The organism is Sphingopyxis sp. BSNA05 (genome assembly GCF_013265645.1).
Taxonomy (GTDB): Bacteria; Pseudomonadota; Alphaproteobacteria; order Sphingomonadales; family Sphingomonadaceae; genus Parasphingorhabdus.
This window is the reverse complement of the sequence record NZ_PYIA01000098.1, coordinates 1-14,157: the sequence shown is the minus strand read 5'-3', so window position 1 is coordinate 14,157 and position 14,157 is coordinate 1. Positions and strand designations below refer to the sequence as shown.

Genomic DNA, 14,157 nt, shown 5'->3' with positions numbered 1-14,157 from the left:
CCGATTCTGGTCCCGACCAGCGCGCCCAGATATACGCCGGGATAGGTCAGGACAGCGGTCGTCAGCCCGATCACGGCGCAGGCGAGAAGAATCGGCGCGCCAATGCTGGGCAAGGTGATACCGGCGACGGCGGCATCGATGCTGGTGGCAATGGCGACAACCAGCAACGGCCATAAGGACAATTTTTCATTGCCTCTTCCGGGTCGCGATCCAGACCTTCCTTGATCATCCGGAGACCGAGAATCCCCAACAGGACGAGAGCGATCCAGTGGGCAACCGAAGCCATGATAGTGGCAAAAGCAATTCCCAGCGTCCAGCCCAGCAACGGCATGATCGCCTGCGCAAGGCCAAAGGCCACACTCATCCGCAATGCGGTGCTGCGATTCGGGCGACTGGACGCGCCTTGCGCAACCGCCGCGGCAAAGGCATCCATGGCCAGGCCCAAGGAAAGCAGAAGAAGGGTGATCATGATCATGCCGGTGCCTTGAAACCACTGACGCAAAAACTCAACAGGTTCATAGGCTCAAATTTCGCCGATCAGCTAGAAACGGACTGCAATATCCGCGCGATGTTAATGCATAAAAGAGGATTGCGGCGCATAGCGACAATCGTCTGGAGACACGCTCATGAAATTCGTTTTACTCAAATCGCACGGCGGCAACTATCTCGTGGTTGTCGAGAATATCGCGTGGCTGCGCACCGATGCGGATGGCCAGACCAAAGTTGGCATGGTCGGCGGATCTCCGCTGCTGGTGGCCGGCACTATCGAGGAGACGGCAGCGACAATATTGGCGGGCTAACCCCCACCCATCGCCAAAATCGCTGCCCACTCGCTCTCCGTCACCGGAGCCACCGACAGCCGTGTCTGCCTGATAATCGCCAGATCCTTCAGCGCCGGATTTTGCTTCATCGCCTTGAGCGGCACCGGCCTGGGCAATTTCCGAACCGGCTTCACCTTGACCACCACCCAGCGGTCGGGGTCAGTCGTCACATCGGGAGAGGCTTCTTCGCTCACCTCCATGATACCGACCACTTCCAGCCCGGTGCGCGAGTGGTAGAAAAAGACCTGATCGCCCTTTTTCATCGCCTTCATATTGTTCGACGCCTGCGCATTTTTGACGCCGTCCCATGTGCCTTCACCCTCGGCGACCAGATCATCCCAGCCATATTCGTCCGGCTCCGATTTCATCAGCCAATATTGCGGCATATCACTCTCCTTCGCTGCGCAGCCGATGCTAGCCGACACTGCGCAAACAAAAAGGCCCCGCAATCATGCGAGGCCTTGTTTGTCCTGTGATATCCGAACCTATTTCGGCATCAGGATCGCGTCGATGACGTGCAGCGTGCCGTTGGTCGATTCCACATCGGCCTGGGTGACATTGGCCTTGTTGCCGGCGCCGTCCTCAAGAACGATCTTGTCGCCTTCCATGCTCGCCTTGATCACGCCGCCCTGCAGGGTGGTGATGCTGGCAGTGCCGCCGCCGTCGGTGATTGCCTTGGCGATGTCGGCAGAAGTCATGCTGCCCTCGACGAGGCTATATTTCGTGATGTCGGCCAGCGCGTCCTTGTTATCCGCATGCATCAGCTCGCTCAGCTTTTCCGCGTCCATCTTGTTGTAGACTTCGTTGGTAGCGGCAAATGCCGTGTAGGATCCATCGACATCGAGCTCGGCGCCAACTCCGGAAAGACCGAGCAAGGTGCTCGCGGTGCTGAGGTCGGGATTGGCCTGCAGTACGGCGATCAGGTTGGTCGCTTCGCCTCGTCGGCGATGCGCGCATCGAGCAGTTCCTGGTCCTCTTTGCTCAATTCCGAAGAACAGGCCGGTACCAGTGCCAGAAGAGATGATGCCAGAATAATTTTGGGGGCGTTGAACATGAATTTCCTTTCTTGTGATCAATCCGCTTGACGCACCATACGAACAAGTGGTGATGAAATTCGAAGGCGCGGGTTAGCGTTGCCTGCACCAGAAAGAAACCCACAAAACCCTAACAAAAAAGGGCTCCACCTAGCGGTGAAGCCCTTTGTCGTCCGACTTGGTTCAGGCGGATCAAAATTATCCCGGCATGACAACCGTATCGATCGCGTGGATCACACCATTGGATGCCTCGACATCGGTCAGGATGACGGTCGATTTCCCTCCGGTTTCGTCTTCGAGAATGACCGAATCGCCATCCAGCGTGGCCTTCAGCATTCCGCCCTGCACCGTGGTCAGCACCGCGGTGCCACCGCCATTGGTGATCGCGCTGACGACATCAGCCGCTTTCAGCTCTCCGGCAACCACATGATAGGTCAGCAGGCCGGTCAGATCCGCCTTTTTTCCGGTGTCAGCAAGGCATTCAGCGTGGCGGGGTCGACCTTGGCAAAGGCGCCGTTGGTCGGCGCAAAGACGGTAAAGGGTCCCTCGCTGCCCAGAGTGGACGCCAGATCCGCCGCGGTGACTGCGGTGACAAGCGTCGAGAAATCGGCATTGCCCACGGCAACATCGACGATCGTTCCGGTTTCGGCGCTAGCAGCCGAATCCATCATCGCATCGGCTAAGCCTTCGTCGACGGCGGCCTGGGGCGCTTCGGTGGAGCAGGCGGCCAGCGCGATAACGGCGCTGGTGGTCAGGATCAATTTGGGGGAAATACGCATGATGAGCCTTTCAAAATTGCAAATGCATCCCTGCCGGTCGCAGGTGCGAACAGCGTTCGGATATGCAGGAGATGGGGCAAGTCGGGACCGGTGAAAACCTGTCCTTTGAGGCGTATGAGGCGATTCAGTCCTTGCCGAGATGGACGAAGTCGCGGTCAAAGCTCTTCAGGCTGGCGCCGCCGTCGACATAGACAATCTGTCCGGTGACCGCCTTTGCGCGCGCAAGATAGAGAACCGCGTCGGCGATATCATCCGGCTCCGGCAGCCGGTCGAGCGGCATCATGGCGGTGATATTGGCCAGCTGCTCCTCGCCATATTCGCCGGCTGTCAGCGTCAGTCCCGGCGCGACGCCATTGACGCGGAGCTTGTCCGCGCAGGCCACGGCGAGCGAGCGAACCGAACCGGCCAGGGCCTGTTTCGAAAGCGTATAGCTCAGCTGGTCCCGATTGGGATTGCGGATGCGCTGGTCCAATATGTGGATCACACAGCGCGATCGCTGCCGGCGGGCCGGCGGTGATGGAGAGCGGTCGTCAGCAGCACGGGCACCATACTGTTGACCCGCAAATGCTCCTGCAAATCCTTTTCCGACAGAGTGCCGGCATCATCCTGCCCGAATATCGAGGCGCTGTTGACGATCAGATCCGGCGTCCGCCCAAAATGGTCGACGATCTGGTCCATCAACGCTTCGGCGGCGCCTTCCTCAAGAAAATCCTGCTGGAAACCGGACCAGTCACAGCCCGTTTCCGCGAGCTTCCTGGCCAAGCCCTCTTCGGGGATGGCATCGCTATTGCCATGCAGCGCCAGCGCATAGCCAGCCTCGGCCAGTCGCGCCGCAATCGCCGCGCCCACCCGTTTCACGCCGCCGGTGACCAGCGCGATTGACGCGGTCATTTCCGGCTCCGGCTAAGCGTGATGCCGATCTGCTCCCCTTTTTCGGAAATCAGCAATTTGACGATCTTCACCGTAACGCGAAGAATATTCGCGTCCTGCAGGAACAATGTCTCGATGATATGGTCCGCGACCGCCTCGATCAGCTTGAAATGCACGCCTTCCGGCAGCGCATCCGTGGCGGCATGTTTCAGGTCCATATAATTTTTCGAATGGTCGAGCGGCGTGTCCGCTTCATAACGCTCCTGCACCTTCAGTTCGGCAGCGATCGAAATACGCAGCGGCTGTGGCAAATGGGTCTCTTCGGAATAGATTCCGGTGAGCACGTCGACATCGAGGTCGTTGACTTCCAGGAGCAATGTGTCTGTCATAGATATTCTCTGACCATGTTAGCGGGCAAATGGCAAGTCAGGCGGACCAGCGCGCGAATATCGCGGTCGGCAGCAGCAACCCGCGCGCTTCCTCGCGCACCGCCAGTTCGCCAACCTCGATCGTGCCGCCCAGATGGACCAGCTTCTCGTTCAGCAGCGACCCCAGCGCCAGCGCCGACATGCGCACGGCATAGACAGTGAGGAACAGGCAGCGGCTGTCGGCATCAAGCAATTGTCCGCAATTCTCGACCAGCCCGGCCAGATGTTCTTCCAGCCGCCAGATTTCGCCATCCGGCCCGCGGCCATATTTCGGCGGGTCCATCAGGATCGCGTCATAGCGCCGTTCGCGCCTGACTTCGCGGGCGGCAAATTTGGCCGCATCGTCGATGATCCAGCGGATCGGACGGTCGGTCATGCCCGACAAAGCCGCGTTGTCGCGCGCGGCCGTGACCGATTTCTTCGAGGCATCGACATGCACCAGATTGGCACCGGCGGCCGACAGCGCCAGCGTGCCGACACCGGTATAGCCGAACAGATTCATCATCTGCGGCGATTCGAGCGTCTGCAGATTGCCGCGGAACCAGCGCCAGACCGGATCCATGTCGGGGAAATAGGCGAGATGCCGGAACGGCGTACACTGGGCTGTAAAGGTCACTTCTTCCCAGTCCATCTGCCACCCGTCTGCCGGCACATTGCTGTTCAGATGCCAGCGCCCGCCGCCATCCTCGTCCGACGCGGGAACAAACTCCCCGTCCGCCTGCCAGCCATCACGGGCTGGTGCCCACATCGCCTGCGGCTCGGGGCGGATGAAATGATATTTTCCGTAGCGTTCCAGTTTGCGGCCATGACCGGAATCCACGAGCGTATAGTCGCTGCGCGGATCGCTGATCATCAATAAAGGGGCGGGGCTGGTTTCAGCCATCGGTCGGCGTGGCATTGGACATGATAAAGCTCTTTACCGCGTCATAGTCACCCGGCAGTTTGGTATATTTTTCCTCACGGTCAAACAGGTCTCCAACCCGCCGCGGCAGCGATGGACGGATGCCGGTTGCCCGTTCCACAGCATCGGGGAATTTCGCCGGATGAGCGGTCGCCAGCGTGACCACCGGTACCGCCGGGTCGAGATCGACCTGTTGCGCTGCCGACAGGCCGATGGCGCTATGCGGGTCAATGATCTGTCCGGCCTTATCCTGCGCCCAGCGCATCGCCAGCGCCATATCGTCCGGGTCAACGCGACAGCTGGTGAACAGCGACGCCGCCGTGTCCCGCATGCCGGGCTCCAGCTGCATATTGTGGCTCTGTTCAAAGTCCGCCATGCGGGCAGAGGTTTTTGCGCCGTCGCGCCCTTCGAGATCGAAGAGCAGCCGTTCAAAATTGCTGCTGACCTGAATATCCATCGAAGGTGCTGCTGTCGGAGTCACGCTACCGGTGGAATAGTCCCCCGCGCTCAGCGCCCGGTGGAGGATGTCGTTGACATTAGTCGCCACGATCAACCGTTCAATCGGCAGTCCCATTTTCGAGGCAACATAGCCGGCAAAGACATCACCGAAATTGCCGGTCGGCACGGAAAAGGCGATCTTGCGATGCGGCGCGCCCAATTGGCTGGCGGCGTAAAAATAATAGACAACCTGCGCCATCAGACGCGCCCAGTTGATCGAGTTGACCGCCGAGATCGAGAAGCGACTGGTCACTTCCTGATCCGCGAACATCCGCTTCACCATTGCCTGGGCATCATCGAAGCTGCCGTCGATCGCGATATTATGGACATTGGGTGCGCGGACCGTCGTCATCTGCCGGCGCTGGACATCGGAAATCCGGCCATCGGGATGAAGCATGAAAATATCGACCTTGTCCCTGCCCGCCAGCGCATCGATCGCGGCCGATCCGGTATCGCCGGAGGTCGCGCCGACCACGGTCAGATGCTTGTCCTGCCGGGCGAGGAATGTCTCGAAGAATAGGCCTAGTATTTGTAGCGCCACATCCTTGAAGGCGAGAGTCGGTCCGTGAAACAGTTCGAGCAGCCATTGCCGCCCGTCAAGCTGCACCAGCGGCGTCACCGCAGCGTGGGAGAAACGGCCGTAAGCCTGTTCGCAAAGTTCGCGAAGTTCCGCTTCGCCGAGCGCATCGCCAACAAAAGGCTGCATCACGCGGACGGCCGTCTCGACATAGGACAGCCCCGCCATCGCGGCGATTTCGCCTTGGCTGAAAGACGGCCATGATTCGGGCACATAAAGGCCGCCATCGCCAGCCAGTCCGGCCAGGGTTACTTTTTCGAAATTCAGTGCGGGCGCAGCGCCTCTGGTAGAGATATAGTCCATGATGGCGAGCGGGTTAGGACAAGTTGCCGGATTGGGCAACGCCCTTGTTGCGACCGCGCAACGCGAGCAGAAAAATGACCAGGGCAATAGCGGCAAAGAGAAACCACTGGACCGCATAGGACATATGGTTGTTCGGGACATCCTCCAGCGCCGGTGGCTGGCTTTTCTGCAGTCCTGCAACCGGTTCGCTGGCCACCAGACGGATGATATATTGGCTGTCCGGTGCGATTACACCATCGACGATACCGCCTGCCCATTCCGGATTGTCCGGCCGGGTGGACCAGCCCGCAACCACTTGCGCGCTCGGCCCTTCCGCGCCAGCCGTGCGGCACTGGGCGATATGCGCCCAGCCCGATTGCCCGCTGGCACTGCGCCCGCTGGTCGAACGCCAGCCAGTCACTTCCAGGCAATTGACGGTCGATCTGCGAAAATAGGGAGGATCATTCTCGTCGGGTACGGCGGGATAGGCTATTGCCGGCAAATCCGACGCCGAAGCATAGCTTGCCAGCAGCCCGTTTTTCCATTCGGCACGCTGCAGCTGCCAGATGCCAAGGCCGGTCATGATCGCTACGGCAACCAGAACGAGAATGGTTCCGAATATCGGCAGGCGGCTGATCATGGTCCGTCGCTGCCGTCGATACTGCCTTCGCGGGCCTGATTGCGATGTTCGAGAATCAGCAGCAAGGCTTTCGACACCCGCAAGGATCCGACAACCGCAGCAACGGTCAGCGGCACCCAGAGCATTATATGCACCCAGATGGGCGGATGGAAATTCGCTTCAATCGCCAGCGCCAGCCCGAGAATGACCGCGCCCACTATCAATGTCAGGAAGGCCGCTGGCCCATCCCCGACATTATACTGGCTATAGTCGAGACCACAGGCGCGGCACTTGTCCGAAAAGCGTGTCAGATTGGCAAAAAGCGTCTTCTGCCCGCAATCGGGGCAGAGACCAAAAAGGGCAGCAGGAAGAACCTCCGGCTGCCCTTTTTATTTTCGGTGTCGGTCAACGCGCTGGCCTAGTGGACCGGTGCGCCCCAGCCGCCCCAGACATAGACGACGATGAACAGGAACAACCAGACCACATCGACGAAATGCCAGTACCAGGCGGCTGCTTCAAAACCGAAATGCTGTTTCGGGGTGAAGTGGCCCTTATAGGCCCGCGCCAGGCAGACGATCAGGAAGATCGTACCCACCAGGACGTGGAAGCCGTGGAAGCCGGTCGCCATGTAGAATGCCGAGCTATAGTTGATGCCGGCAAAGGGGAACGGCGCAACACTATATTCATAAGCCTGGATGAAGGAGAACAACACGCCCAGGATGATCGTCAGCCACAGACCGGTGATCATGCTCTTGCGGTCACCGTGGAGCAGCGAATGGTGCGCCCAGGTGATGGTCGTGCCGGAGCACAGCAGGATCATTGTGTTGAGCAGTGGCAGTTCGAAGGCGTTGAGCACTTCGATACCCTTTGGTGGCCATTGCAGCAGCGCCGCAGCACCTTCCTGACCGATATAGTTGGTGGTTATGCCGTCCAGCAATTCGATCGGCTGGGGGAAAAGGGCAAAATCGAACCATGCCCAGAACCAGCCGACGAAGAACATGACTTCCGAGGCAATGAACAGGATCATGCCGTAGCGCAGATGCAGTTGCACCACCGGCGTATGGTCACCGGCATGGGCTTCCTTGATCACATTCGACCACCAGGCGAAAAATGTCAGCGCAACAGCGGATGTGCCGATAGCGAAGAGCAACGGTCCGAACGCATAGATATCACTGTGCATCCAGCGAATACCGCCGATGGCCATGACAAAGGCAGAAAATGAACCGACGAACGGCCAGATGTCTGGCGGCAGAATGTGATAATCATGATTTTGGCACCGGCCATAATATTTCCCTAACCTTACTCTCGAATATCTCTTAGCTATCGCCCGCACCGGCGTCCAGCGCCTGCTGGTCGACCGAACGGTAAAAAGTATAGCTAAGCGTAATTTCCTGAATATCTTTTGTTTCCGGATCATCCATGATCGCCGGATCAACATAATAAAGCACCGGCATCCGCACCGTCTCTCCCGGTTTCAGCACCTGTTCGCTGAAGCAGAAGCACTGGACCTTGTTGAAATATTGGCCGGCGAGAAGCGGGGTCACATTGAAAGTCGCGGTTCCGACAACCGGCTGGTCGCCGTTGTTGGTGGCAATGAAAATCGCCATGTCACGGGCACCGACGGTGACATGATCGACCGCCTGCTCAGGCTTGAAGGACCAGGGCAGCGCCGAATTGACGTTGGAATCGAAGCGGATCGACATCACCTTGCTGGTGGTCTGCACGGTGGCGGCCTGCGCCGCATCGACGCGCTGCGTGGTTCCACCATAGCCGGTGACCCTGCAGAATACGTCATAGAGCGGCACCGCGGCAAAACCCAGGGCAAGCATGCCAAGCCCCATGAAGGCGGCCATGACACCGCTGCGCCGGTTCTGTTGGAAAGAGAGGCCTCGGCGGTCGACATCAGGAGCCCGACCCGATTTTGACGATGGTGATGAAATAGAAGAGTATGACCATGAAACCGAGCAGTCCGGCCAATATGATCGCCCGCTGTTTCTGCCGTGCCTGATAGGCCTTCTGCTCTTCGGGGCTCATCGGCGCACTATTCGGGTCATGCTTGGTCATGCCAAAATCATCCTGTCAGCGACAACCGCACCGAACAGCGCGAAAAGATAGAGAATGGAGAATTTGAACAGGCGTTTTTCGGCCGCCATATCTTCCGGTTCGGTGGTCTGGCTGCGGCCCACCTGCCAGGACAGCGCGCAGAATATCACGCTCAGCGCGATCGAGGCCACGCCATAGACCGCTCCGGCAAGATCAAGCGCGAAAGGTGCAATGGCGACCGCTGCGAGCACCAGACTATAACCGAAAATCTGTTTGCGGGTGGACTGGCGACCGGCGACGACCGGCATCATCGGCACGCCGGCCTTGGAATAGTCGCTGTTCACGAACAGCGCGAGCGCCCAGAAATGCGGCGGCGTCCAGAAGAAGATGATCGCGAACAGCAGGAACGGCATCAGCGTCATGTCACCGGTCACCGCGGCCCAGCCGATCGCTGGCGGGAAGCGCCGGCAGCGCCGCCGATAACGATATTCTGTGGCGTGCTGCGCTTCAGCCAGATGGTGTAGACCACGGCGTAGAAGAAGATCGAGAAAGCGAGAAAGGCTGCGCTGAACCAGTTGACCGCAACGCCCATCAGCAGAACCGAAAATACCGACAGGCCAATGCCGAAATGCAGCGCGGTCTCGCGGTCCATCCGCCCCGCAGGCAACGGACGGCTCTGGGTCCGCTTCATCACAGCGTCGATATCCGCCTCATACCACTGGTTGAGCGCGGCCGAAGCCCCGGCACCAAGGCTGATCGCCAGAATCGCCGTAAATCCGATAACCGGATGGATCGATCCCGGCGCGGCCAGCAAACCGCAAAGCGCGGTAAATATGACCAGCGACATAACGCGCGGCTTGGTCAGCGCGAAGAGATCCTTCGCGCTGGCCAGGCCTTGCATAGTGTGTGACGCAGTGGTCATTTTGCTTTCCAGATTTCCAACGGGTCCTCAGATCACTTGATCTGGGGAAGGGTTTCGAACTGGTGGAACGGCGGCGGGCTGGTCAGGGTCCATTCCAGCGTCGTTGCGCCTTCGCCCCAGTAATTGCCCTCTGCCTTGCGGCCAGCCAGCAGCGACCAGCCGATGTTCACGAAGAAGATCAGCACGCCGACCAGCATCACGGCATAGCCGATCGAGCTGATCTGGTTCCAGTAAGCAAACTGCTCCGGATAGTCGGCATAGCGACGTGGCATGCCCTGCTGTCCGAGGAAATGCTGCGGGAAGAACAGGATGTTCACGCCGATGAAGAAGATCCAGAAGTGGAGCTGCCCCAGCAGTTCGCTGTACATCCGGCCCGACATTTTCGGGAACCAGTAGTAAAAGCCGGCGAAGATCGAGAAGACCGCACCCAGCGACAGCACATAGTGGAAGTGGGCAACCACATAATAAGTGTCGTGGAGATTGTCGTCGATACCGCCATTGGCCAGCACAACACCGGTCACGCCACCGACGGTGAACATGAAGATGAAGCCAAGGGCCCACATCATCGGTGTCTTGAAGGTCATCGAGCCGCCCCACATGGTCGCGATCCACGAGAAGATCTTGATGCCGGTCGGCACCGCGATCACCATGGTGGCTGCGGTGAAATACATTTTCACGTTAACCGACATGCCGGTGGTGAACATATGGTGCGCCCAGACGACGAAGCCGACCACGCCGATGGCAACCATCGCATAAGCCATGCCGAGATAGCCGAACACCGGCTTGCGGCTGAAGGTCGCAACGATATGGCTGATCATGCCGAAACCGGGCAGGATCATGATGTAGACTTCAGGGTGACCGAAGAACCAGAACAGATGCTGGTACAGGACCGGATCACCGCCACCGGCAGCGTCGTAAAAGGTCGTGCCGAAATTACGGTCGGTGAGCAGCATCGTGATTGCAGCCGCCAGCACGGGAAGTGCGAGAAGCAGCAGGAATGCGGTCACCAGCACGGACCAGACGAACAGCGGCATTTTGTGCAGGGTCATGCCCGGCGCGCGCATATTGAAGATGGTCGTGATAAAGTTGATCGCCCCGAGAATGGAGGACGCGCCCGCGAGGTGGAGCGACAGGATTGCCATATCCACCGCCGGCCCGACCGACCCGCTGGTCGAGAGCGGCGCGTAGACGGTCCAGCCGGTGCCGGCACCGTTACCGGTACCGCCGGGGACGAAGGACGACCCCAGAAGCAGAAGAAAAGCCGGGACGAGCAGCCAGAAACTGACATTGTTCATCCGCGGGAAGGCCATGTCCGGCGCGCCGATCATCAGCGGCACGAACCAGTTGCCAAAGCCGCCGATCATCGCCGGCATGACCATGAAGAAGACCATGATCAGACCGTGCGCGGTAATCAGCACGTTCCAGAGGTGATAGGCCTGATCCATCGACGCTTCGCTGCCATTGGAAATGCTGGCCCAGGCCTGCAGATACTGGATGCCGGGCTCGGCCAGCTCCAGACGCATGAGACCGGAAATGGCACCACCGATGATGCCCGCGCAAATTGCGAAGATCAGATAGAGGGTGCCGATATCCTTGTGGTTGGTCGACATGAACCAACGCTGGAAAAAGGCCGGCTTGTGATCCGCGTCATGTGCGTGATCGTCAATATGGCCATCTGCTGTGATAGTTGTCATTGCTCTAACCCTCAGTTGGTCGCAGCAGCTGCATCAGCAGCCGCAATTTCGTTGGTCGCTTCGTCTGCGGCAGCGTCGGTCGCAACAGGCTCGGCCGCCGCGCCCTTCACCGTACCGCCATTGGCGAGCACCCAGTTGTTGAATTTCTCTTCCGAGAGCACTTCAACCGTGATCGGCATGAAGCCGTGCCGCGCGCCGCAAAGCTCGGAACACTGGCCATAATAGACGCCCTCGCGGTCGATCTGCAGAACTTTCTCGTTGATCCGTCCGGGAACCGCATCCAGCTTGAACCATGCAGAAGGAATGGCGAAACTGTGAATGACGTCGGCCGCCGTGATCAAAAGCTTGACCGGCTTGCCGACCGGGATGACCATCCGGTTGTCGGCGGCCAGCTGATAGGGCTCGCCGCGTGCTTCGGCTTCTTCTTCGGGAAGCATGTTGGAGATGATTTCGAAATCGCCATTGTCGGGATAGCTGTAACCCCAATACCACTGGTATCCGGTCACTTTCACGGTCAGCGCCTCTTCCGGCGCCGGTTCAAACTGGCGGGCAAGCAAGCTGATCGACGGAACGGCGATGACCACGAGGATCAGAACCGGAATGACCGTCCAGATGATTTCGATGAATGTATTGTGCGTCGTCTTCGACGGCTCGGGGTTGGCACCGCGACGGAAACGCAAGACGACCCAGAACAGCAGGCCGAGAACTAGCAGGCTGACACCGACCATCATCGGGACCAGGATCGCGTTGTTGATCCAGTGAGCGGTCTGGCCGGTTTCGCTGAACTGCTCCTGGAAATCAATGCCGCCATCGACCGGCATGCCGATGCCCGGCGTCGGTTTCATCGGGGTATAGAGGGCTGGATCCAGTCCGGACGCGCTGGCTTCGGCTGCTGCGGGTGCATCCGCCGCTTCCAGTTCGCTGGTCGCCGCCGGCTCTACAGACGGCGCTGCCGGTAGCGCTTCCTGCGCCGACAATGCTGTTGGCGTGAGAATCAGGCCAACAGCCAGAATCCAAGCTTTCACAAAATGAGTCATATATCGCTCAACCCTATCTTACCCCAAGTTTCGGTAGTTTTCCGGCAATGGCACCGTGATTAGGAATCACGAAGCGCTCGTCCGGAACAGTCCGATTGCGGCGGCTTATAGGCATGGTTGCCGCCAGCCTCAAGCTACCGAATAGATATTTTTTCAGTTTTTTGACTTTAATTTTTCTGGCAATGCAGCCGCAATATGCCCATTTGGGCAGAAGGCAAACAAATAGAGCGGGATGAAACATTGACAGAAGACGAGATTTTAGCCGAATTCCGAAGCTGTGACGCCTTGCTGCAGGGCCATTTCATCCTCTCCTCCGGCCGCCACAGCAGCAAATATCTGCAATGCGCGCGGCTGTTGATGAACCCGGCACGGCCGCCCGCATGGCCGAGGCCCTGGTGGCCCAGATTCCCCAGAATATCAGGCGCTCGATCGACATCGTGGTGTCACCGGCAATGGGCGGCGTCATAATCGGCCATGAAATGGGCCGGGCTCTGGGTCTCGACGCGCTGTTCCTCGAACGCCCCGAGGGCACATTTGAACTCCGCCGCGGTTTCCGGCTGGAACCCGGTCAGAAAGTTCTGATGATGGAAGATGTTGTCACCACCGGGCTTTCCTCGCGCGAAGCGATACAGGCGATCCGGGACGCTGGGGGCGATGTCATTGCCGCCGGGGCGCTGGTCGACCGTTCCAATGGCGCCGCGCAATTCGATGTCCCCTTCTTCCCGCTGGTGACGCTGGACGTGCCATCTTATGCTGCCGACGAAGTCCCCGCTGACCTCGCCGCCATTCCGGCGACCAAGCCGGGCAGCCGCGCGGCACCAGCATCGGCGTGAGCAGCGCCAACCACCTTCGTCTCGGCGTCAATATCGACCATGTTGCCACGATCCGCAACGCCCGCGGCGGCGACCACCCCGAACCGGTGCGCGCTGCCCTGCTTGCCGCAGAAGCCGGCGCCGACGGCATAACCGCCCATCTCCGCGAAGACCGGCGCCATATCCGCGATGACGATCTGACCGTCCTGATGGACAAGCTGACCATTCCGCTCAATCTGGAAATGGCGGCGACTGACGAGATGCTGGCCATCGCGCTGCGTCACAAGCCACATGCGGCCTGCATCGTCCCGGAAAACCGCGAGGAGCGGACCACCGAGGGCGGGCTGGATGCCGCCGGTCTGCACAACAAGCTGGCCGATTTTGTCGGGCAGCTGAAAGAGGCGAATGTCCGCGTCAGCCTGTTCATCGAGCCGGACCCGCGCCAGATCGAGGCCGCCATCCGCCTCGGCGCGCCAGTGGTCGAATTTCACACCGGCCATTATGCCGAAGTCACCGGTGCCGGACGCGAAGCCGAACTCCGCCGGATTTCCGATGCCGCCGCGCTGGCCGCCAAAACGGTATTGAACCGCATGCCGGCCACGGCCTGACCTTTGACAATGTCATCCCGATCGCTGCCATCCCGCAGCTCAAAGAACTGAACATCGGCCATTTCCTGATCGGCGAAGCGATTTTCAGCGGTCTTGACGGCAGTATCAGACAGATGCGCGCGCTGATGGACGAAGCCCGGTGAGGATATTGGCGGATATTTCCTCCCTGCAGCGAAGCTGTGGGGAGGTGGCGCCGAAGGCGACGGAGGGCGCCCTCCACCACCCTTCGGGC

The 14,157-nt window shown here is 59.5% G+C and carries 17 protein-coding genes and 5 pseudogenes; 3 read left to right on the top strand and 19 right to left on the bottom strand.

What is annotated here, in order from left to right; genetic code table 11:
• Positions 1–2: 2 nt before the first annotated feature.
• A pseudogene (locus tag C8024_RS23385) lies at positions 3–331 on the bottom strand (manganese efflux pump); the annotation flags it as partial.
• 295 nt (positions 332–626) lie between these two features.
• On the opposite strand from C8024_RS23385, the gene C8024_RS11210 reads away from it, so the two are divergent.
• Positions 627–800, top strand: a complete 174-nt coding sequence (locus tag C8024_RS11210) for a hypothetical protein (protein ID WP_173205108.1) — start codon at positions 627–629, stop codon at positions 798–800.
• Here the strand turns inward: C8024_RS11210 and C8024_RS11205 are convergent.
• From C8024_RS11205 to coxB, 18 genes and pseudogenes are all read right to left on the bottom strand, one after another.
• Positions 797–1,207, bottom strand: coding sequence for an EVE domain-containing protein (locus C8024_RS11205; protein ID WP_173205105.1), 411 nt, complete (start codon positions 1,205–1,207; stop codon positions 797–799). The genes C8024_RS11210 and C8024_RS11205 overlap by 4 nt on opposite strands.
• Before the next feature lie 99 nt (positions 1,208–1,306).
• Entirely contained in the window at positions 1,307–1,732 is a 426-nt protein-coding gene (locus C8024_RS11200; protein ID WP_302051622.1) for a fasciclin domain-containing protein, read from the bottom strand.
• A gap of 8 nt (positions 1,733–1,740) precedes the next feature.
• Entirely contained in the window at positions 1,741–1,875 is a 135-nt protein-coding gene (locus C8024_RS22570; protein ID WP_302051623.1) for a hypothetical protein, read from the bottom strand.
• 178 nt (positions 1,876–2,053) lie between these two features.
• Positions 2,054–2,281, bottom strand: a complete 228-nt coding sequence (locus C8024_RS23380) for a fasciclin domain-containing protein (protein ID WP_367947290.1) — start codon at positions 2,279–2,281, stop codon at positions 2,054–2,056.
• A 20-nt stretch (positions 2,282–2,301) separates the two neighbouring features.
• On the bottom strand, positions 2,302–2,634 hold the full coding sequence (locus C8024_RS23375; RefSeq protein ID WP_367947289.1) for a fasciclin domain-containing protein: 333 nt from the start codon (positions 2,632–2,634) through the stop codon (positions 2,302–2,304).
• Between the two features lie 124 nt (positions 2,635–2,758).
• Positions 2,759–3,106 carry an SDR family oxidoreductase gene (locus C8024_RS21645; RefSeq protein ID WP_254305823.1) on the bottom strand — a complete coding sequence of 116 codons (348 nt, stop codon included), beginning with the start codon at positions 3,104–3,106 and terminating at the stop codon, positions 2,759–2,761.
• An 8-nt stretch (positions 3,107–3,114) separates the two neighbouring features.
• A complete protein-coding gene (locus tag C8024_RS21640) occupies positions 3,115–3,525 on the bottom strand; it encodes an SDR family NAD(P)-dependent oxidoreductase (RefSeq protein WP_254305822.1) in 411 nt (136 codons plus the stop codon).
• The gene (locus C8024_RS11185) at positions 3,522–3,893 is read right to left on the bottom strand and encodes a dihydroneopterin aldolase (protein ID WP_173205099.1); all 372 of its coding nucleotides are present in this window, start codon (positions 3,891–3,893) and stop codon (positions 3,522–3,524) included. Before C8024_RS11185 ends, C8024_RS21640 begins: the two co-directional genes overlap by 4 nt.
• 37 nt (positions 3,894–3,930) lie before the next feature.
• A complete protein-coding gene (locus tag C8024_RS11180) occupies positions 3,931–4,815 on the bottom strand; it encodes a class I SAM-dependent methyltransferase (protein ID WP_173205096.1) in 885 nt (294 codons plus the stop codon).
• Positions 4,808–6,211, bottom strand: a complete 1,404-nt coding sequence (gene thrC / locus C8024_RS11175) for a threonine synthase (RefSeq protein WP_173205093.1) — start codon at positions 6,209–6,211, stop codon at positions 4,808–4,810. The genes C8024_RS11180 and thrC overlap by 8 nt, the downstream gene beginning before the upstream one ends.
• 13 nt (positions 6,212–6,224) lie before the next feature.
• The gene (locus tag C8024_RS11170; protein WP_173205090.1) at positions 6,225–6,830 is read right to left on the bottom strand and encodes an SURF1 family protein; all 606 of its coding nucleotides are present in this window, start codon (positions 6,828–6,830) and stop codon (positions 6,225–6,227) included.
• Positions 6,827–7,192, bottom strand: a pseudogene (locus tag C8024_RS11165) (DUF983 domain-containing protein); the annotation flags it as partial. The gene C8024_RS11170 and the pseudogene C8024_RS11165, both read right to left, overlap by 4 nt.
• A gap of 35 nt (positions 7,193–7,227) precedes the next feature.
• Positions 7,228–8,133, bottom strand: coding sequence for a cytochrome c oxidase subunit 3 (locus tag C8024_RS11160; RefSeq protein WP_367947293.1), 906 nt, complete (start codon positions 8,131–8,133; stop codon positions 7,228–7,230).
• Positions 8,126–8,749 carry a cytochrome c oxidase assembly protein gene (locus C8024_RS11155; protein ID WP_367947292.1) on the bottom strand — a complete coding sequence of 208 codons (624 nt, stop codon included), beginning with the start codon at positions 8,747–8,749 and terminating at the stop codon, positions 8,126–8,128. Before C8024_RS11155 ends, C8024_RS11160 begins: the two co-directional genes overlap by 8 nt.
• A complete protein-coding gene (locus tag C8024_RS11150) occupies positions 8,712–8,873 on the bottom strand; it encodes a hypothetical protein (protein ID WP_173205078.1) in 162 nt (53 codons plus the stop codon). The genes C8024_RS11155 and C8024_RS11150 overlap by 38 nt, the downstream gene beginning before the upstream one ends.
• Positions 8,870–9,774 (bottom strand): annotated as a pseudogene (locus tag C8024_RS11145) (heme o synthase). The gene C8024_RS11150 and the pseudogene C8024_RS11145 overlap by 4 nt, the downstream one beginning before the upstream one ends.
• 32 nt (positions 9,775–9,806) lie before the next feature.
• Complete coding sequence (ctaD, locus tag C8024_RS11140) at positions 9,807–11,468, bottom strand: cytochrome c oxidase subunit I (protein ID WP_173205084.1); 1,662 nt, start codon at positions 11,466–11,468, stop codon at positions 9,807–9,809.
• 11 nt (positions 11,469–11,479) lie between these two features.
• Positions 11,480–12,505, bottom strand: a complete 1,026-nt coding sequence (gene coxB / locus C8024_RS11135) for a cytochrome c oxidase subunit II (RefSeq protein WP_173205081.1) — start codon at positions 12,503–12,505, stop codon at positions 11,480–11,482.
• Positions 12,506–12,745: 240 nt separating this feature from the next.
• Here coxB and pyrE point away from each other — a divergent pair.
• Positions 12,746–13,338: pseudogene (pyrE, locus tag C8024_RS11130) on the top strand (orotate phosphoribosyltransferase).
• Positions 13,329–14,068, top strand: a pseudogene (locus tag C8024_RS11125) (pyridoxine 5'-phosphate synthase). The pseudogenes pyrE and C8024_RS11125 overlap by 10 nt, the downstream one beginning before the upstream one ends.
• Positions 14,069–14,157: the final 89 nt, after the last annotated feature.

Bases quoted from the DNA above. Each gene is read 5' to 3' on its own strand.
- C8024_RS11210 (WP_173205108.1), top strand. From the start codon at position 627: ATGAAATTCGTTTTACTCAAATCGCACGGCGGCAACTATCTCGTGGTT.
- C8024_RS23375 (WP_367947289.1), bottom strand. From the start codon at position 2,634: ATGCGTATTTCCCCCAAATTGATCCTGACCACCAGCGCCGTTATCGCG.
- C8024_RS11180 (WP_173205096.1), bottom strand. From the start codon at position 4,815: ATGGCTGAAACCAGCCCCGCCCCTTTATTGATGATCAGCGATCCGCGC.
- C8024_RS22570 (WP_302051623.1), bottom strand. From the start codon at position 1,875: ATGTTCAACGCCCCCAAAATTATTCTGGCATCATCTCTTCTGGCACTG.
- thrC (WP_173205093.1), bottom strand. From the start codon at position 6,211: ATGGACTATATCTCTACCAGAGGCGCTGCGCCCGCACTGAATTTCGAA.
- C8024_RS21640 (WP_254305822.1), bottom strand. From the start codon at position 3,525: ATGACCGCGTCAATCGCGCTGGTCACCGGCGGCGTGAAACGGGTGGGC.
- C8024_RS11150 (WP_173205078.1), bottom strand. From the start codon at position 8,873: ATGACCAAGCATGACCCGAATAGTGCGCCGATGAGCCCCGAAGAGCAG.
- C8024_RS11205 (WP_173205105.1), bottom strand. From the start codon at position 1,207: ATGCCGCAATATTGGCTGATGAAATCGGAGCCGGACGAATATGGCTGG.
- coxB (WP_173205081.1), bottom strand. From the start codon at position 12,505: ATGACTCATTTTGTGAAAGCTTGGATTCTGGCTGTTGGCCTGATTCTC.
- C8024_RS11185 (WP_173205099.1), bottom strand. From the start codon at position 3,893: ATGACAGACACATTGCTCCTGGAAGTCAACGACCTCGATGTCGACGTG.
- ctaD (WP_173205084.1), bottom strand. From the start codon at position 11,468: ATGACAACTATCACAGCAGATGGCCATATTGACGATCACGCACATGAC.
- C8024_RS11170 (WP_173205090.1), bottom strand. From the start codon at position 6,830: ATGATCAGCCGCCTGCCGATATTCGGAACCATTCTCGTTCTGGTTGCC.